Below are 19821 nucleotides of genomic sequence, written 5' to 3'. Positions count from 1 at the left end.
CCGGCGACCGGCGACCGGCGACCGGCGACCTGAGCCTCTTAGTATATCCAACGCCATGTGACAAAACTGCCAACTTACCCTGCAATGCGCCGATATGGCCACCCAGGCTTGCGGAGACGGCCAGGTCGACGGGCGTACGGACCGCCTGCTCCCACGGCAGCACCGGCACCCCCACGGCGGCCAGCAGCTCGCCGACCCCGCCCTGGAACGGCGACGAGCCCGTGCACGTCGCCAGCATCTGTATCCGCAGGTCGTCGTCGAACAGTGGCATCACGTCCAGCAGCCGGGTCGCCGACGTCACGTTGTGCACGACGAACAGCACTCGCCGGCATCGCCCCCGGGAGGCCCACCGCCGGGCCTCTTCGCCCACCGGAACCCGTACCCAGCCCTCCCCCGCCTCCGCCATCCGACCCCTCTCCGCCACCGGCCCCGACGTGCCCCGCCACCCTAGACGCCGCGGTCCGCGGAGGCGGTCGATGCCGCCGTCAGCGGCGGTCGACGTCATGGACGAGGGTTGGGGAACTTCTTCGAAGGTGAGGAGGGCGAGGGGGACTGACCGGTACGCCCGCCCGGCGCGTTCTCCCCGGCCACCGCCGAACGCCGCGACGCCGCTCGGGCATGCGGTCCGTACGCCCGCGGGACGTGTCGGCACCAGGGCAGGGATTCCGTGATCCCTTGTGCCGTGGCCGCCCCGTAGTGTGCGGGGGCATGGACGGTGTGGCGCAGGGGGATCTGACCGGGCGGGCGCGGCTGCGGCGGGCGGCGTTGGAGCTGTTCGCAGAGCGCGGGTTCGAGGCGACGTCCACGCGGGCCGTGGCGGCGCGGGCGGGGCTGTCGCCCGCCCTGGTGACCCGGCACTTCGGCTCCCGGGAAGGGCTGCGTGCTGCGGTGGACGCGGATGTGCTGGAGCGGATCCGTACGGCGCTGAGCGAACTGGAACCGGCGCCGGGAGAGCCCGGGCCGCAGGCGTTGATGGTCTCGCTCGGCGAGGTGTCGGCGCGGCTGTTCGGCGCGGACCCGGTGCTGCGGGGCTATCTGCGGCACGCGCTCGCCGAGGACGGCGAGGCGAGCGCCGGGCTGTTCGGCCGGCTGCTGCGGGGCGCGGGCGCGGAGCTGGAGTTGCTGAGCGACCGGGCCGGGGGGCTCGCGGACGGCGTGGACGAGGAGTGGGCGCCGTTCCAGATGCTGTGCCTGATCCTGGGCCCGCTGCTGCTGGAGCCCGTGATGCAGCCCAACCTCGACCGTCCGATGTTCGCCCCCGAGGTGCTGGCGGCACGGAGCGCCGCCAATCAGCGGCTGCTCGCCCGGGGCCTGCTCGCGCACCCGGAACGGGCACTCGGGGGGCAGGAGGGGGGCTAGCACCATCGCGGAGGTGTACATGTGTTGAGCATCCTCAACACATGAAAACCTTGACTCCCTCGCCGGCCCGGCGCCTGGACTGGCTGGACAACCTCCGCATCGCGCTGATCACCCTGGTCGTCGTCCACCACGCGGCTCAGGCGTACGGCCCCGCAGACTGGTGGTACGTGGAGGACCAGCCGCGCACCAGCGTGCTGGGCACCCTGTCCGCGTTCGACGGCGCGTTCTTCATGAGCCTGTTCTTCTTCATCTCCGCCTACTTCGTGCCGGCCTCCTACGACCGCCGCGGCGGTAGGCCGTTCCTCACGGGGCGGCTCAAACGGCTGGGTATCCCCGTGGCCGTCGGCGCGCTGACCCTCGTCCCGGGTCTGATGTACGCGTACTACGTCCGCTACCGCGACTACCCCGCGATCTCGTTCCCCCGCTACTTCACCGACGTCTACCTGGGCCTCGGCGAGGAACCCGCCGACTGGAGCGGCCCGTCCTGGCCGGACCTGCAGTTCGGGCACCTGTGGTTCATCCAGAACCTGCTGGCCTACAGCGTGCTCTACCTGCTGTGCCGGCAGGCCGCCCGGCTGCTGCACCGGCACCGTTCCCGCACCGGCGCCCGGCCGGCCGCGGCCCGGACACCCGGCCACGGGGCCCTGATTCTGCTCACCGTCGCGGTGACCGCCGCGACGTTCGCGATCCGGCTGCACTACCCCCTCGACGAGTGGATCCCCTTCCTGGACTTCATCCAGGTCGAGCCGGCCCGGGTGGCGCAGTACGCCACGTTCTTCGCCCTGGGCACGGTCGCGTTCCGCCAGGACTGGCTCAACCGGCTCCCGGCCCGGGTGGGCTGGATCTGGCTGGGCATCGGAGCCGCGCTGACGGCGGTGCTGTTCGCCGTCGGCTCCGACGCCGGCTTCTTCGGCCCCGGCGGCGCGAACGGCCCTTCGCTGCTCTGGTCCGCCTACGAAAGCGCACTGTGCACGGCCCTGATCACCGGACTCCTCGTCCTCTTCCGGGAGCGGCTGACGGCCGCCAACCGCCTGTCCCGGGCGGCGTCCGCTGCCTCGTACACCGTCTACATCGTCCACGTCCCCGTCGTCGTCGCCCTGCAACTCGCCCTCAGCGGCAGCGGCCTCCAAGCGCCCCTGTCCTTCGGCCTGGTGGCCGCACTCGCCCTCCTGATCAGCTTCCCGCTGGCCGACCGCATACGAAGGCTCCCCGGCTTCCGCAGGGTGCTGTGAAACCCGGCGCTCCGCCACGACGGACCCGGACCGGCCCATCGATCACCTCAGCACGGGCTTGATGGCCGGCCGGCGAGACCACCAGACTGACCGGTCGGGACACGGGAGATCACGTGCGAACCCGGAGGTCTCACCCGGGGATTTTCGGCTACGGGGTCCGGCGGGAGCGCCTTTGCGCCATGATCGTCGTCACGCCGTGCCGGCAACGGGTGGCAGAGGCCGGACGGCGGGCGGGGCGCGGGGCTGCGCGACGGGGGGAGAGGCGACAGTGCGGGACCAGCTCTTCAACGGGCGCTACCGGCTGCTGCGGCAGCTCGGTGAAGGCGGCATGGGCCAGGTGTGGGAGGCGAGGGACGAGACGCTGGACCGGCCTGTCGCCGTCAAGGTCGTCTCCCTGCTCAGCGGCGGCGGAAGCCGCGGCGACGAGGCACGCGCCAGATTCCTGCGCGAGGCACGCCTCACCGCCCGCCTGCAACACCCCAACATCGTCACCATTCACGACCTCGGCGAGGCCGGCGACGACGAGTCCAGAATCCCGTTCCTGGTGATGGAACTGGTCCGGGGCGAGGGCCTGGACGCGACGCTGCGCCGCGGGCCCGTGGGACTCCCGGACGCCGCCCGCTGGGGTGCCCAGATAGGTGACGCACTCGCCGAAGCCCACGGCATGGGCGTCATGCACCGCGACATCAAACCCTCCAACGTCCTCATCACCCCCTCCGGCGTCGCGAAGGTCCTCGACTTCGGTGTCGCCCGGGCCGCCGATCCGTACGCCACCTCCGACCGGCTCACCCGGACCGGCTACATCGTGGGCACGCCCTCGTACATGGCGCCCGAACAGGCCCGTGGCCACGCGGAGCCACGAAGTGATCTGTACACACTCGGCTGCCTGCTCTTCGAGCTGATCACCGGGCGGCTCCCCTTCGACGCCCCCGACGCGGTCGGCTACCTCTCCGCCCACCTCACCCGCGAACCACCCGCCCCCAGCACACTCGCCCCCTCGGTCCCGGCCGCCTGGGACGACCTGGTGCTGACGCTGCTGCGCAAGGAGCCCGACCAGCGGTACGGCAACGCCGCCGACGTGGCCGAGGCACTGCGCCGGCTCGACGGGGCGGTGGACCCCGCCGGCCCGGGGGACAACCGCACCCGGCCCCGCGCGAGGCCCGGCACCACGGCTCCACTCCCTCCCGTGGACCCCACCCGGCAGGCGAGCGAGGTCTCCGCCCCCGACGCGCCACCGGCGACGCCCCGCCGCGCCTACCGGAAGGCACGAGTCGCCGTTCCGGCGCTTGTCCTGACCGCCGCCGTGACCGCCGGCGCGGCACTCCTCCTCGCCGACGACGCCGACAGCCACGGCGACGAGGACCGGAGCGCATCACAGGGATCCACCCGGCCGCCCGTCGGCTTCACGACCATCCCGGACGTCTGCGGCGCACTGTCGAAGGACGCGCTGCTGGGCGGGCTGGTGGAGCAGCCGCGTCCCGGTGAGTTCAGCGACAAGGCCGGCTACCGCCGGTGCGAGTGGGACACGGACGAACTCGCGTCGGTACCGGTCGACGGCCACGTGGTCGTCTACGCCTACCGATTCGGCGCCACCGGCAAGGCACGGGCGCACATGGAAGAGGAGAAGGGATTGAAATCCCTGGGCGGGGAAGCGTACGTCAGCCTGGGAATGCCCGGCGAGATCGGGGACGAGGCCGTCATCCGCGTGGACAAGGAGAGCGTCGACAAAACCGTCGGCGGCGACGTCTTCCACAGCTTCAACTCCACCAGCGCCGCCTTCCGGGACAGCAATCTCTTCATCAAGATCATCTACATGCGTTCCCGCGGCGACGACCCCGAAGAGAACGACAGGAAGACCACCCGCACCGGCGCCGAGAAGATCATCAAGTTCCTCGCCGCCACCGTGGAGAACCCGGCCTGACCGCCCAACTGCCGCCCACCGCCGAAGCGCTGAGCCACGCCCCGCCACCCGCGGCGCTGCGCCCGCGACGCCGGAGACCACCCCTGCCGGGAGCCGGCCAAGAACTCTCCCGAACGGTGTCCCGAAACCACTCAGAGGCCCGATACATCAAATGGATCGAGCCCCTGACCTGGTGCTTTACTGTCGGGGTGGCGGGATTGAACCCACGACCTCTTCGTCCCGAATGAGGTTCAGGTGTGATCTTGACCGGGGGCGATGAGTGTCTGTGCTGGTCAGAGGCTTGGGGTGAGGTGGTCTGGGGCGTTCCCGCTGGGGCTTGGAGGGAAGATCATCTCCCAAATTGCTCCCACGCTCGGACTCGCGGGGAACGGATCGGAAAGCGCCAGAGCGTTCACATCCGGTTGCCGGTGCATATGCGTGCGGCACTGTGCGCCCCTCGTGCCCCCTTGAGTATCGCCTCCACCTGGGATCAGCTTTCCCTCTCACTACAGGGGAGCAGTGCGCGGCAGACGGCCGTCCCGTTCGGAGGGGTGAAATGGCGGTGAAGGTCCTTCCTGTGTCCTCGGCGCAGGACCACCTGATCGAAAAGGCTGTGGCGCTGGGCAATCGGTACACCAGGACGCTCGGCCTGATGACGCCTCCTGCGTATCGCGCGATGGCCGATGAGGGAGGGCTCCTGGTCGCTGTCGAGGACGAGGAGGTCGTTGGATACGCCCTCTTCGGCCTGCCGAAGAGGAATCCGTACATTCGGCTGGCGCATCTCTGCGTAGCGACGGAGCACCGCAGCAAGGGCATCGCTCGGACGCTTGTGGAGACGATCAGACGTCGGCACCCGCAGCGGCTCGGGGTAAGGGCCAAGTGCCGCAGGGATTACGGCCTCAGCGGTATGTGGCGAAGCCTGGGGTTCGTGCCCCAGGGCGAAGCTCGTGGGCGGGGGAGCGACGGGGAGTTCCTCGACGGGTGGTGGCTGGACTTCGGACACCCGGACTTGTTCTCGAGCGTGGAGAGCAACGCCCTGCTGGTGGTGACGATCGACCAACAAGTCTTCGCCGACCTGAGCGGGCCCGCCGGTGAGGAGGGGGCGGAGGAGTCCCGCGCCTTGGAGGCGGGCTGGATGACGGACCTTGTCGAGCTTGCCTACACACCCCAACTCGTCCATCAGATACGGGACATCACCGATGCCGCCGAGCGGCATCACCAGCGAGCTGCTCTGAGCAGTTTGCGGCAGCTCGCCCCTGGCGCCGATGCTGTGACCCGGCGAAGTGATGAGCTGCAGCGGGCCGCGGCCGAGATGATGCCGGAGATTCAAGGGGACGTCGCAGCCCTGCGACGGGGTGTGCGGTACATCGCCGAGACGTCGTGCGCGGGCCTGCAGGTACTGGCGACCCGAGACCCTCTGTTGGCTCGCCTGGCGGATGTGGCCTGGGAAGTCGCCAGAGTGCGCGTCGTTGCTCCTTCCACGGTCACCTTGCACGTCGACGAACTGCGCCAGGCGCAGTTGTATCGCCCAGCTGACCTCCTGGGAACCGAGTTCCGAGTGGGAGAGGTGGCACCCGGCGCGGAAGGGGAGTTGGTGGCGTTCTTCGAGCAGGACGGGCCGGACGGTGGGTCGTCCTTTGCCGATCGTCTGCGCTCCCTGGGGAGCGACGCGGTTGCGTGGCGGCGGGAGCTGCTTCGGGACGGGGAAGGCAACCCGGTCGCCCTCTACGTTTGGGCCCTGGACGGGCGAACGCTGCTCGTCCCCGTCCTGCGTACCTCGACTCATCACCTCGAAGAGAGCCTGGCGCGCCAAATTCTTTTCCTGCTCAAGCGACTTGGGAGGAGCTATGGGGCGGAGACCATACGGATCACGGATCCTCATCCGTCAGCAGCTGCACGGTCAGCCTCAGGCGATGATGGCTTCTTCGAACGGGAGGGGAGCCTCGTAGCTTTGGTGGTCGATGTGTGTGGCTCGGCTGCTGAAGTCGAGGCTGCTGCCCGTGGTCTCGGGCGAGAGCCGGCGGCGCAGGATGCCGTGCTCCATGCCGGGATGCCTGCTGAGGTGGCCGCCGTGGTCGAACGAGCCTGGTGGCCGGCTAAGATCGTTGACTCGGAACTGCCGTCATTCCTCGTGCCGATCAAACCACGTTGGTCGACCGAGTTGTTCAACGTGCCTGCCATGCTGTTACCGCGTGGCGAGGCGCTCGGTATCAGCCGGGAGCACGTCTACTATCGGGCGTCGGGCCATCGCGGCGAGAGTGTTCCCGCGCGGTTGCTCTGGTACGTCAGCGGTGGTGGCATCGGTGCCGAAGGGCAGATGGTGGTGGCCAGTTCTCGTCTGGATGAGGTCGTCATCGACGCACCGGCCGCCCTGCTCTCGAAATTCGAACACCTGGGCGTATATGGTCGGGCTGACGTGGTCGAGGCCGCAGGCAATACAGGTCAGACCATGGCGCTGAGGTTCTCTGACACCGAGATCTTCTCCAGGCCGGTGACGCTGCGGCGATTGGCCTCCCTGGCTGAAGGGCTCGGACTACCTTGGTCGTCGAACTTGCTGATCTCGCTGACGAAGATCAGCAGCGAGCTGTTCCAGGCGGTCTATCAAGAGGGGCACCGAACGACGTGAACGATCCGGAACGCGCGATGTTGCTGTCCGTCCACCCGCGCTTCGCCACCGCGATTTTGGACGGCAGCAAGACGGTGGAGGTCCGCCGCCAGCGCGTCGCAGCGCCTCCCGGAACGCCCGTGCTGCTCTACGCGACTGCGCCCACCATGGCCCTGGTGGGCGCGGCCCGCATCGCCTCGATTCGCGTCGCCTCTCCTCGCGAGGTCTGGTCGGCGCACCGCTCCCAGACCGGAATCAACCGCAGTGAGTACGACTTGTACATGAGTGGGGCAACGCAGGCCAGCGGCCTTACGTTGCAGGATCCAGTCTCTTTCGAGACCCCTGTTCCGCTTGACGCTCTGCGCACGGCGGGGGCTTTTCATCCCCCGCAGAGTTACCGCTACCTCAAGCGGGATGATCTGCGTCTGATGACCGATGTCGGGCCCGATGTGGCGGCCGCACTGCGCGATGCGCTGGGAGACCTCGTGCCCGCGTGATCCTCGTCAGCCCGAGGCAGGGCTTCGACCGGTTCTGGGGAGCAGTCGTGGTGCATTTCTTCCAGTCGTCGAGCGAGACCTCTGGGCTCGCCAGTGAGTGTCTGATGAGGCTGGGAGGTCGGCCCCTGCCGCTGCTCTCTTCACCAGCCTCATTGCGTGCCACGTACGGCGTCCACGCCTGGCTGCCTCGGGACGAGCCTTGGCGGAACCGGGCGAGGCGGATTCGCGTAGGCCGCGTGCGCGCGTTCCTGCTCGCGGCGCCAGATCCGCATCAGCGCTTCGTCCGACCGAGGCACAGCGAGCAGCACTCGGCGTTCGTTGGAACCTGCACCCGCGCTCGCCGTACTCCGCGCTCGCGCCACGACGACCAGTCCGAGAGAAGGAGTTGCGGGTTGAGCCGACGCTCGTCAGCACCCCTTTAGGCAGCTCAGGGGGTGATGCAGCACCGGCCCGCGCCCGGGGCGACGGGCCGCCGTGCCCTGGTCCGCCCCAAATGATGACCAGGCAGGCTCCGCCGACATGGTGGTCGCGAAGCAGCTCAGCCGCTTCCGGCTTCGTATCTGGTCGGCTCGGACAGCACCGCCAGAGCGCCGTCGAGGTCAGCCAGCCGAGCGGCGACGGTCGCGACCGCGAGGCGCTCGGGCAGTGCCGCTGAGAACTTGAGGCCGCGGACGGCCCGTGGATCCACGTCCGGCAACACCGCGCGGCTATCGCACGAGGTGAGGGCCGCTCCCCACAGCTGTGGTGTCAGGTCCTCCCGTAGCCGTACGTAACAGTCCGTCGGCCGCTGGACGGGGTCAGCGACGGACTGGAGCGTGGCCGCCAGCGTTGCGTTGGCCCGATAACCCGCCCAGGTCCACCAGCGTACGTCCGGTCCCACCCGGGTGATCAGGTTGCCCGCCGGGTGCACCATGCCCGGAGCCCGCTCATCCCGGTGCCGGTGCAAGCAGGCTACGGCTCGGCGGGTCAGCGAGACTCGCGGGTCGGCGCCGAGCATGACCTCCCTCATAGCGCGGGTCAGCGCGAAGGAGAGTCCGGCCACTCCGCCGCTCATCCATTTGGCGATTCCGCCGCCGTCCGCCGGCTCCACGAACGCGCGGCGGCGCCCCCAGTCGATGAAGGTCACCTGCCAGCTACGGCCGCCGAGGAGCAGCCGCCGCGGGCCGGGTCGTTGTTCCAGCAGCACGGCGGGGTCTGTCTTGCCGATCTCTGTTCGCCCGGACACCACCGAGAACTGCGGCGGGGCCAGGAAAGAGCCGGTCAGCTCGATAAAGTGCCGCCGCCCGAAGCGCTTTTCGGCCTCCTGGCCGATGAACAACATGCCGTTGTCCTCGTCCAGGTATCCCTCGTCGCGCAGGTGCTTCACGATCGGGCTCGCCGAACGGTCGAAGGGCGCCAGGGCGTTCCACTGCTCCGCCCACAGGTTGCTGCCCAGATTGTGCTGCTGCAGCGTAACGGCGAGCAGTTGCTGCGCGACCAGGTGCCGCGGCTGAGGCGGCGCGGCCACCTCCTCCACCCACCCGCGGTTCCACAGCAGCAGGAGCGCCGCGCCCTGTACCAGCGTTTCCGGGCGGGTGGCCAGGAATAGGCAGTTGCGTACGGTACCGGGGCGCCGTCCCGTGCGGCCGATGCGTTGGAGGAAGGAGGCCACGGAGGCGGGCGAGTCGATCTGGATGACGCGGTCCAGGTCGCCGACATCGATTCCTAGCTCAAGGGTCGAGGTGGAGACGATCACGCAGTCGCGGGCCTCGGCGAATGCCTGCTCCGAACGGGCCCGCTCGTCTGTGGAGAGCGAGGCGTGGGAGAGGAAGACGGTGACCTCGCGGCTGCGCAGGGCAGCGCCGAGGCGTTCCACCTGCTCACGCGAGTCACAGAACACCAGCCGCTTTTCGCCCCGGTGCAGGGTCGCGATGAGTTTGGCGGCGTTGTCGAGAGATCCGACGTAGTCCAGTTCCACCTCGCCGGCGGGTAGCGAGGCAGGCGTTGTTGGCGCAAGGCCAGGGGCCACCACCTGGCCGCCGCGGTGGCCGGCGCCCGACCCCTGCAGCCAGGTCAGCAGGTGCTCCGGATTGCCCACGGTCGCGGAGAGTCCGATGCGCTGGATGGGTCGACCGGTCACCCGTTGCAGGCGCTCCAGGACTGCCAACAGGTGCCAGCCCCGGTCGTCGCCCGCGAAGGCGTGCACCTCGTCGACGACCACCGCACGCACCTGGCCCAGGAGGTGTGCGTGATCCGTCTTGACGCTGATCAGCATGGATTCCAACGACTCGGGCGTCGTCAGCAGGATGTCCGGCGGATCGGTCCGGATCCGCCTGCGTTCAGCCTGGGGGGTGTCGCCGTGCCAGAGGGCTGCTCGCCGGCCGAGCCAGCCGGCGTAGGCGTCCAGCCGCGGAAGAAGGTTGTTGAGCAGTGCCTTCAGAGGGCACAGATAGAGGACCGCGGTCCCGCTCCAGCGCTGCTGGGCCATCGCCGACAGCAGCGGGAAGGCCGCGGCCTCGGTCTTGCCGCCGGCGGTCGGCGCGAGCAGAACGGCGTCCTGGCCGTCCATGACGGGGACGATCGCGGCACGCTGCAAGGGGCGCAGATCCGGCCATCCGAGGGAGTTGACGATGTGGTGGAGGACCACCGGGTCAAGGCGGTCGAGCGGGTCGGGCTGCGTGGGCGGGTGAGCCGTGTCCGGCATCACAGCTCCAGGTCGACGTCGTCTGCCGACCCTTGCTCTGAGGAAGCGAAGTTTCGCTCGGTATCGGTGAGTTCACTGCTGCCGACCGTCAGCCGGTAGTGGCGGCGGGGGTCGAAGTCCTCGAACTGATCGATGCGATCGAGTACGTCCCCGACGAACTTCTTCAGGAACAGCCGGGGCGCCACCCCGACCCGGCCGCCCAGCGCCCCTCCGACCGCCTGCGCCAGGTCGCCGACGTACGGGTCGTCCGCGAGCGCGTTGACCCGTTCCGGGGCCTGCGCGCCAGCGGCGTACAAGTCACGGATCCTCACCCCGAGCCCGGTGAGCGACTCAAGAGTGAATCCCGGGAGACGCAACTGCACGGCGCGTGGATTGTCGAATCGTGGGTCCGTGGTGAAGTCGGTGGCCAGCCGCTGGGCCAGTGGGGCCAGCCGCTGCGCGCCCTGCTGCCCCTCGTAGAAGGCCGGGGTGCCGGTGATCACCAGGTAGAGGCCGGGGAAGCGGCCGGAGTGCACCTCGTCGATGAGCTGCCGCAAGGCGTTGAGCGCCTTGTCCCGGGCGTCGGCGCGCACCCGCTGGAGGGTTTCCACTTCGTCGAGTACGACGAGCAGCCCCGGATGCCCGCAGTCTCGCAGCACGGTGAGCAGCCCCTGCAGGAACCCGAAGGCCCCGAAGTGGTCCAGGTCCCCCCGCACGCCGGCGCCACGGCGGGCGGCAGCGGCGACGTGCGGCTGTCCTCCGAGCCAGGCGAGCAGGGCGGCGGCGGTCGGCTCGTCGCCGGACAGCACGGCGTTGCGGTAGCCGCGCAGCGCGGTGGCGAACGCCGGGGCGTGCCGGGAGACTTCACCCAGCCGGGCGAACAGCAGCTTCTCCACCTCGGCCGGAAGGTCGTCCTCGGCGGTGTCGGGGGACAGCGCGTCCTCCTCCAGTGCGTAGAACCAGGCATCCACGACCGGCCGCAGCGCGCTCGGCGGGAAACTGGCGGTGCACAGTCGCTCCGTGAGACGGCGGTACACGGTCTCCAGTTTGTGCAGCGGCGTCTCGGTCTCGGAGATCTGGATCTCGGCGACGGCGAAGTTGCGGCGCTTGGCCCGCTCGCCCAGCCACCGGGTGAAGAATGTCTTGCCGGAGCCGTACTCGCCGCGGACGGCCTTGAAGACGGAGCCGCCGGCGGCGACCGATGCCAGTTCGTCGTCGAGTGCCGCAATGAATCCGTCGAGGCCGGTGGCCAGTAGGTCCAGGCCGCTCTCGGGTACGGCACCGCGGCGCAGCGCATCGATCACGGCGCGGCGGCGGGCGGCACTGACCGGGGTGTCGGCGGGAAGGCGGTCGGTGCTCACGGCTCACGTCTCCTTCTCGGCGACCGCGGTTCGCCAGATCGCCGACGTTCCCGCCGCCGCAAGGCGCGGGGCGGGGTCATGCGACCGGGAACTGCAGCCGCAGCAGCTGCTTGTCGAGGCGCAGGGTGCGACCGTCGGGGAGCGTCTGCAGCACCTGCACGCTGTCGTAGTTCAGCAGCTGACGCAGGATTGCCGCGAATCCGTCCGCGCGCGTCGGGCGTTCCCCGATGCGCTGCGCCAACGCCGTCACGGGCAGGGTGCCACCGGCGTCGAGCAGCACCCGTACCGCCTTCTCCACCTTGGCCAAATCCGGCTTGCGCGCCAGCAGTGCCAACTGGGCCTGGAAGGTCTCGGAGGCGATGATGCCGGTCACCAGGTCGTCGTCCGGGGCCGTGGGGGCGATGTCGCCGACGTCGAAGAGGGAGTGGTGCGCGGCTTCGAGTTCGGCCTGGGCCCTCGCCTTCCTGACCGGGGCCTTCTTCACCGGCGCACCCGCCGCCGGCGGACGGCGCTCGGCTGCCGGAGTGTCCGACCACCACGCCGGCCGGGTGTCGCCCAGCTCCCGCCAGCCCTTCGGCGGCTCGGCGCGGAACGGCAGGAAGGCCAGCACCGGAATAGCCACCTCGGCGAGTGCCGCCCCCCCGTGGTAGCCGGCCTTCATCGCGGTGTAGCGGGAGTCGTTGTCCCATACGGCGACGATAGAGCTGTCGGTCTCCGGCGAGACGACCCGCGGCCCGTGGAGAGCCACCTCGGTCTCGCCGAGATCCCCGCCGGGCGCGCGGTGTCGCGCGGATCGGGGGTCCTCGGCCGGCAGCTTCACTCCGTGCCGATCCACGACGTGCCCGTGGTCGCTGGTGATGACGACCGCCCGGCCCTGCGCCGCGGCAGCCTGCAGCAGCTCGCGCAGCGCACCGATGTCGCGGGTGCGCCAGGTGGCGTCGCCGTGCTTGATCTCGTTGGCCAGCCGGTCGTCGATGATGTTGAGGACTACAGCCACATGGGTGCGGTCGTCCTCCAGTGCCGCGCTGAGTTCTTCCCCGAAGATGGCCCCGCCGTCAGTGGCGCGAAGGTCGTCCTTGTGGAAGACGCGCGCCGGCTGCCCGTTCCAGAACCGGTGCCCGGGGAACAGCGCCTTCTCCTCGCGCTGCGTGCCCTTCATCAGCTTCCCGGCGAACAGCGACGTGCGCGACACCGCCGTGACGGTGGGCAGCGCGGCAGCCATCGCCCGCCTGCCGGCGGCGTCCTTCAACCCGGGAAGCGGATCGTACTCGGCCCACTCGCGGCCCAGTTCCTCCGCCAACTCGGCAGCAATGGCGGCGCTCATGCCGTCCAGCACCAGCAGCAGCACCCGCCGCGTGCCATCCTTCGCCACGGGGGCGATGACCCGGTCCAGGAAGGTCTCGACGGTGAGCAGCGACCGTGGCGGCGTGCCCGCTGCCGTCCACGTGGCCAGCGCGTGTGCGAATCGCCGGTCGAGTTCGCGTCGGCGTGCCCGTACATCCGCGCACAGCGCGTCGTACGCGGACCTCAACGCCGGCTCCGGATCACCGCCGGCCTCGACGTGCTCCAGCGCCCGGTCTGCCCAGCCCGTGTCGGCCACCTGGTGCCCGAGCCACTGGGCTACCGTCGCAGACTCGGCGTCAAAGTCCGGCGCGTGCGCGCCGGCCAGCCAGCGCACCAGCCGCTGGGCCATCCTCGCCCGCCCGATCCGGGTCGCGGCGTCGGGGTCGTCTGCTAGGCAGTGGTCGTCCAGCGCCCCAACTGCGTCGGCGATGTCGTCGGCGCTGCGAGCGGCCAGCGCCCGCCCCACCGCCCCGAACCGGGCCTGAAGACCCGCCTCCAGCACGGGCGAGGTACCCGCCGCGCTCTCGGCACCGAACTGCCTCACCAGCGCCCCCGCCCTGGTGAGCACGTAGGACGACAGGCGCTGTGCTTCCCCACGTTGTCCTGCCGGGCCGGTGCGCGCCGCCAGCAGCAGCGCGGCCACGAACTCCTCGCAGGCATGCCCGAACGCCCTGGCCAGCGCGTCGAACTCGGCGCCCTCGACCGGTGGCCGCTCGCCGAAGTACCGCTCGGCGCGGCCACGCGCGCGGTACACCTCCTGCTCCTCGGCCGCTCGTTCGGCATCGCGTAGCCACAGTGCCCCGCAGACCAGTCCGAACGCCACTGCGTCCTCACCGTGTTCCGCGTCGACGAGCGCGAGCAGTGCCCTGCCGGGCATGCCCGCCTGGCCGGGCTCGGCCAGGTAGCCCGCAAGACCGGCCCGTTCGGCCGTACGCAGCGCCAGGAAGCGTTCAGGCCCGCCGGGGGCGAGTGACCAGCGCAGCAGGGTGTTCGCGTCGAGCACGCCGTTCGCTGACGCCTGCCCGCCGGTTGCCGGGGGCGTGGCGTCCGGGTCGTACGGTCCGGTGCCAAGCCTCCGCAGGGCAAGGGAGGTCAGGGCGTGGCCGCGCGACAGTGCGCCGCCGGCCAGTTGCGGCCAGCGACCCGGCGGGGTGGCGTCGAGCAGGGACTCCGCCGCCCAGTTCTCGGCGAACAGGCGGGAATCGACCACCGTCGCACCGAAAGCTTCCCGTACCACGTCCCAGGAGTCGACGACGCCGACGCGGCGCCCGTACACCTTCGCCAGCAGGTCCCCCCCGAGTTCGGACTCTTCCCGGTCCGTCAGGATGACGAGCACGTCAGACTCAGGGGCGGCAGCGTTGAGATGGCCGAGCACCAACTCGTACGCGGCGAGCGGTGACGGCGCGGCGGCCACATGCGCCGTGCACCCGGCCGGCCCCCAGGTGAGTTCCGGGGCGCCGTCCCAGACCGGGGCGGCCCGCAGCAGCACCACCTGCCGCTTGCCGGCGTGCAGGTAGCGCCGGGAGGCCAAGTACTGGGTGATGGCGGCGGCGGTCAGCCGCACCGCGCTCGTGCCGGTATCGATCGTTGAACTCATGCGCTACTCCACGACCCGCCAGGTGATCTCGATAGCGGCGTCTGGTTCCGACTCCGCAAGCGCGGCCAGTTCAGCACGCAGCTCCGCGACCGCACGCGCGGCCGTCGTGGTACCGCCGCCCGAACGGCGCCCGGCTCGCGGGGTGGTGCCCGCCGTCGTCTGCGGCTGCCGTGGTGCCGGTGTTTCTGGCACGGGCGGCTGGCTGGTGGACGTGCTCAGGTCCACCGCCCCTGGACCGGCAGGGGCCGCTGGGGCGGCCGGAGCCTTCGGCGCTTGGGCCCGGCTGGCGGCTGCCGCCTGCTCGCGCCGTTTCACCAACTCGATGACGTCGCGGTTCGCAGTCCCGAGGGCCTCCGGCAGGCTCAGGGTTAGCTGGTCCGCGCGGGCGGCGCCACGCAGCGACTCGAGGATCGCCGCGCCTTCGGCCCCCATCGTTCCGGCCAGCTCCAGCATCGGCCACTGGGCGCTCACCAGCGCCTTCGCCACCGCCTCCGCCTGCACGATGGAGGCCCCGTACCGCCGTCCGGAGTCGGGGCCGAGATCGAAGCCCGCCAGGGCCGTGACTACCTGCTTGTCTCCTCCGGGAGCGCTCTGCTGCGCCACGAGCAACGTGTCGAGCAGGGCCAGCGAGCGGCGGGCCAGGGCCAGTCGCCCAGCCGCCGCGCCGCCGTCGCCCGCGTCGAGGCCGAGCAGTGGGGAGCGCTTCTCCAGCTCCCGTACCAGGTCGGCGGCGTGCGGCTGAAGACGCCGGGCTGCGGACACGATCTGCCGGGCGAACTGGCCGACGAGCCGGCTGCGCTTCAGCGTCGGCGGCTTCTCTCCGAAGATCTCCTCGAAACGGGCACGGGCCCTGTCCCAGTCCGCGTCGTCCGGTGCCGGCTGTTGACGCAGCGCGTAGTCGGCCTTGACGGTGTGGGCCTCTGGCTGCGGCTCCAGGAGCGAGCCGGAGCGCACCCAGACTCGGTCGTCCATCTCCGCGTACGAGGCGATGACGAGGTTGGCGAGGAAGACATCCAGGCCCATCCTCCGCGGCACGTCGAGCCAGTCAGTGAGCCGGACGACGGTCAGGTCGCCGGTGACGCCCTCGGCGCGGGCCTGCCGGTTGAAGTGCTCCGGCCAGTGGCGCGACAGTTGGAAGTACGCCTCCTTCTGCGTGCCGAGCAGCAGCGGAGCTGCCAGACGGCGCATCAGCGGCCGGTCCTTCGCGGGGATCTCGATGCCGCCCTCGCCCTTGTCCACGGCCTCACGCACATGCGCGAAGACGGCCCTGGCGTCCGCCGGACGCACGAGGGAACCGTTGCCCTCCGGGTCGAAGTCCGGGTGGGCCGGGTACTGGTGGGCGAGCAGCTTGCCGGCCACGTCCCGGATGCCGTCGTGCAGCGAAGCACCGATCCTGGGCGTGAGATCGGGGACGTCCGGCAGGGCGATGAAGTGGTCGTCATAGCCGAGTACGACGTCGGCGGGCTTCTTCGCCGCGAGACCGTACGCCTGCTTCAGCGCGTCCTTCACCGTCTTGACCAGCGCCTCCCGCTGACTTTCCAGCATGCCCTTGGCGCTGGCCCGGTTGTCGGGGTTGAGGTGCGAGGCGTACTGGGTGGTGAAGCGCTGCTCGTCGGCGAGCGCATAGTTGATGGTGACCAGGCGCTGGAAGTCCTGGTAGCGGCCGGTCGACAGATGTGCGGGAATCCACGCCACGGTCTGCGGCCGTTCCCCCGGCAGGGCCTTGAGGTCGCGGATGCGGTTGGCGTCATCGACCGGTCCGTACTCGCCCTCGTCGAAGGGCAGGTCGACGACCAAGCGCCAGGCGCTCTGCTCCACCGGGTTGAACTCGTGGTCGGGAAGGTCGTCGCGGTCCGCGATGTTCCCGGAGACGACCTCCAGGGTGCGGTTCGAGCCGCGCCAGAGAAGCGGCAGGCTGTCGCCGCTCATGCTGCCGAGGGCGTCGGCGCCGATCTCCTCCCACAACAACTGCTTCAGGAGGGCGCGGCGGTTGCCGGGGTTGTTGTTGACGTTGGCGTTGGCGATGACGGAGTCGACGTCGACGCCGGCGAGTTCGAGACGCACACCGGGATTGGCGTCGCTTCCAGTGGCCTTGATCTCGGCGAAGTGCGACGCCCAGTTGTCGACCTTGTTCTTCAGCATGCCGACCTCTGCACCCGGGATGGGCGAGGTGACCGAGCCGTGGTTGAGGGCGTACAGCCGGCGGATCGTCAGGTCCTGGAGGGCGGGGACGGTCGGCGCGAGGGCGGACAGCAGGAGGGTGCAGATCAGCCGGTTGTCGCCGACGAAGTCTTTGCAGTGCCCGCGCCGGACCGGATCGGTGATCGAGCCCGGACGGTGCAGATACTGCTCGACCTCCTCCTCGGTGACCTGGTGGTCGGTGAGCAGGAACGGGCGCAGCTTGGTCTTGTAGAGCTTGTCGGCCTCCTTGAACTCGGCCTTCAGCTTCTCCACGAACGGCTCGTCACCACCGTCAGCGATCACCTGATACAGGTCACCGAGCGGGATCAGATCCTCCAGCCGGGCGTCGTCCCGGTGATCGGCGAGCAGTTGGCCCATCAGCTTCAGACCGGTACGGGACCGCTGAAGAGCGGAGGAGATGCTGACCAAGGTGTCCATGAAAGCTGGCGAGAACGGGTACGTAAGCCGGAACGCCGACTCGTCCGCACCGGTCACTCCCTCGTCAGACCCGAGTAGCACGTCCCACACCTGCGGCCCGACGACCCGCTTGGCCTTGGCGAATGCCTCGGCGAGTGTTTCCTCCTGGCCTGGCTTCGGCTTCAGCAGCCGGGCATGCGCGATCTCTGGGAGGTTGCGGTCCTCCAGGGTGATCTGGTCGAAGCGCCCGGAGGCCAACTTGAGGCTGTCCTGGATGGCGGTCTCACCCGCGCCCGATAGCTCCTCGCCGACCAGTTCACGTAGATCGCGCTGGCGGGCTATGAACGACACGATGGGGATGGCGCGACGGGAGTCGGCGCCCTCCACAAAGTTCGTGATCTTGTCGGCTTCGCGGGAGACGAACTTCTGGTCGTGGATGCGGTTGGCAAGCCAGAGAATCAGCTCATCCATGAAGAGAATCAGCCCGGCGTAATTGAGGGACTTGGCGTGCGCGGCGATGACGGCGAGCCCTGCGTCAAGGGATATGAAGCCGTGCTCATCCTCCTGCGCATTCTGCGTGAACCCCGGGAACCAGCCCTGGATCGCATCGTGCACGAGCTTGGCACGCAGCTCCGCGGGGGCGGTGGGGTTGACGAGGCCGAGATTCTCCTCGTCGCCGTCGAGCTGCTCGGCGGCGATGGCCGTGTCGAGGTGTGCAGACGTCCAGGCGAAGGAGTCACCCCACTCGTCGTCGCCGCCGCTTTCGCCGCTGTCCTCAAGACCGGCGATGAACCGCTCGTCACCGATCTTGGCGCGCAGCCGCCGGACGTCTTCGAAGAGCGCGTCGGTGCGGTAGACCTGCGGCGTGTCGGCGTCGGGGTGGAGCTTCTTGACGTGGCTGACGTAGCCGCCGAGGATGCGCTGCTCCAGCGACTTGGCGCCGAGCATGTGGTACGGGACGAGCAGGAACTTCTTCCGGTTGGTGCCTGCGCCTGCGCTTGCGCCGGTGCCTGTGCCGTCCTCGCCGTCGAGCCATCCGCTGTGCTTGGCCAGTATCGCGTCGAACTCACCCCGCGAGCGGGCGGCGGGTTTTCCGCCGAGCAGGGCGTGCAGCACGGCCATGAAGTGCGACTTGCCGGAACCGAACGAGCCATGCAGGTAGGCCGCTTTCGACGTCTGCCCGTCCAGGGCGGCCTTGATCAGGCCGAGGGCCTGATCGAAGTTGTCGAGCAGCCGCTCGGTGACGACGTAGTCGGCGAGCGCGGCGGCAACGCCGTCGTCGGCCACCGCCTCGGCGAGCTTCAAAACAAAGTCGGAGGTGGAGATCGACGGTTTGATGTCGATGACGTCGCGCAGCAGGGGCGGCTGGCCGGCTGCGGCGGGAGGCGGGGCCGGAGTCACGTCGGGTTACCTGTCCTCTGCTCTGCTCGGGATTTCGGCTCAGTTGGTCTTCTTGGTGGTGGCACGGCGGCCACGGGTGGCGGCCGGGGGCTGCCAGGCACGCAGGTCGTCCTCGGTCAGCCCGCGCTCGCCGGATATCTGCGCCCGGTAGCCGGTGAAGAAATCCGCGGGGGAGCCGCCGTAGGTGGCGTCGTAGTCGTGGTGCCACTGGTGCAGCCACGGCTCCAGTTCGAGCACACCAGCGAGGAGCGGGGTGAGTTCTTCGGTGGTGGCGGCGTGGTTGTTAGCGCGGTCGGTGAGATACACGGTGAGCGCCTGCGCCTGCTCACGGTGGTCCCAGCCGGCCCAGCCGAAGGTGGTTGGCTGGTTGGGCGCCTCGGCCGTCGGATAGGAGACGAACCGTTCCTTGGGAACGTCGAGCTTGCCGCGGGCCCGCCAGTAGGAGGGCCTGCGAAAGTCGGCGGAGGTGTACTTCGGCGGTACGGGGATGGAGTCCCGGATCTTCCGCTTCTGCGGCTCGTCCGGCGCGGCGTCCTCCTCGCGCTGCCGCTCCCACACGTACTCCCAGTCGGCGCGCTTGCGCAGACCGGTGGGCTTGTAGCGGAGAGCAGCGAGGTAGGGGACGTGCTCGTCGGCCATGAGCCCGGAGACGACGTCGGCGAGGGCACGGTGGGGCTCGTAGAGGGCGGCGACGGAGACGAAGTCCTCGTCGCGGGAGAGAGCGTCGGTGAGCTGGCCGAGGGTACGGACGACGGGCTGGCTGGTGTCGTCGTACCAGAGTTCGCGGGCTTCGATCCGGTCGAGCAGCCAGGCACGGAGGGCACGGTGCTGGAGGACGTCCCAGCCTTCGGTGGCCCAGCGGCGCTTGTACTCGGGCCGCTCGACCATGCCGATGGCGCGGGACGACGCGATGGCGTCGATGCGCTTCTGGACCGTGGCCTTGTAGGCATCGGGCCAGTGATCGGGGATGTCGGTGAGGGGGGTGGAGCCGTGCCGCTTGAACCACTCGTCGGAGGCTTCGCCGCGCTCGACGCGGCGAGCGAGGACGATCTCAAAGGCGCGCTCGCCGAGCGCAAGTTCGGGGATATCGGTCTCGGGGGCGCGGAGGTCTTCGGCGTGGAGGTTGTAGAGGGCGTAGACCTGCCAGTCGAGTTCCTCCTGGAGCGCAATCATCCGGGCACGGATGGAGTGCCACTTCGCCTTGGCTTCGCGGAGGGAGACGGCGGTGGGGGTGGGGGAGTCGGGGGTGTTCAGAATGGAGGGGG

Annotated in this window: 10 protein-coding genes and 1 pseudogene; 5 read left to right on the top strand and 6 right to left on the bottom strand. The window is 69.9% G+C overall.

Features of this window, described 5'->3' with window-relative positions; all coding sequences use genetic code 11:
- Positions 1 to 406 (bottom strand): annotated as a pseudogene (locus I003_RS0127505) (hypothetical protein); the annotation flags it as partial.
- A gap of 302 nt (positions 407 to 708) precedes the next feature.
- Here I003_RS0127505 and I003_RS0127500 point away from each other — a divergent pair.
- The 5 genes from I003_RS0127500 (at position 709) to I003_RS0127480 (ending at position 7593) form a co-directional block, all read left to right on the top strand.
- The gene (locus tag I003_RS0127500; protein ID WP_027774437.1) at positions 709 to 1359 is read left to right on the top strand and encodes a TetR/AcrR family transcriptional regulator; all 651 of its coding nucleotides are present in this window, start codon (positions 709 to 711) and stop codon (positions 1357 to 1359) included.
- 41 nt (positions 1360 to 1400) lie between these two features.
- Positions 1401 to 2591, top strand: a complete 1191-nt coding sequence (locus I003_RS0127495) for an acyltransferase family protein (RefSeq protein ID WP_027774436.1) — start codon at positions 1401 to 1403, stop codon at positions 2589 to 2591.
- 268 nt (positions 2592 to 2859) lie between these two features.
- Positions 2860 to 4512, top strand: coding sequence for a serine/threonine-protein kinase (locus I003_RS37105; protein WP_051368546.1), 1653 nt, complete (start codon positions 2860 to 2862; stop codon positions 4510 to 4512).
- 535 nt (positions 4513 to 5047) lie between these two features.
- Positions 5048 to 7117: a GNAT family N-acetyltransferase gene (locus tag I003_RS0127485; protein ID WP_027774435.1), complete on the top strand. Its 2070-nt coding sequence runs from the start codon at positions 5048 to 5050 to the stop codon at positions 7115 to 7117.
- Complete coding sequence (locus tag I003_RS0127480) at positions 7114 to 7593, top strand: ASCH domain-containing protein (RefSeq protein ID WP_106966352.1); 480 nt, start codon at positions 7114 to 7116, stop codon at positions 7591 to 7593. The genes I003_RS0127485 and I003_RS0127480 overlap by 4 nt, the downstream gene beginning before the upstream one ends.
- Before the next feature lie 538 nt (positions 7594 to 8131).
- On the opposite strand, the gene I003_RS0127475 is transcribed toward I003_RS0127480, so the two are convergent.
- From I003_RS0127475 to pglX, 5 genes are all read right to left on the bottom strand, one after another.
- Positions 8132 to 10276: a DEAD/DEAH box helicase gene (locus I003_RS0127475; RefSeq protein ID WP_027774433.1), complete on the bottom strand. Its 2145-nt coding sequence runs from the start codon at positions 10274 to 10276 to the stop codon at positions 8132 to 8134.
- Entirely contained in the window at positions 10276 to 11616 is a 1341-nt protein-coding gene (gene brxD, locus I003_RS0127470; protein ID WP_027774432.1) for a BREX system ATP-binding protein BrxD, read from the bottom strand. The genes I003_RS0127475 and brxD overlap by 1 nt, the downstream gene beginning before the upstream one ends.
- Before the next feature lie 76 nt (positions 11617 to 11692).
- The gene (pglZ, locus tag I003_RS0127465; protein ID WP_027774431.1) at positions 11693 to 14557 is read right to left on the bottom strand and encodes a BREX-2 system phosphatase PglZ; all 2865 of its coding nucleotides are present in this window, start codon (positions 14555 to 14557) and stop codon (positions 11693 to 11695) included.
- A gap of 3 nt (positions 14558 to 14560) precedes the next feature.
- Positions 14561 to 18556: a BREX-2 system ATPase PglY gene (pglY, locus tag I003_RS0127460; RefSeq protein WP_027774430.1), complete on the bottom strand. Its 3996-nt coding sequence runs from the start codon at positions 18554 to 18556 to the stop codon at positions 14561 to 14563.
- A gap of 39 nt (positions 18557 to 18595) precedes the next feature.
- Positions 18596 to 19821: BREX-2 system adenine-specific DNA-methyltransferase PglX (pglX, locus tag I003_RS33435; RefSeq protein WP_037721898.1), on the bottom strand; the 1226-nt coding region annotated here is incomplete at its 5' end.

This window comes from Streptomyces sp. CNQ329 (assembly GCF_000482585.1).
This window is presented reverse-complemented; position numbering and strand designations above follow the sequence as displayed.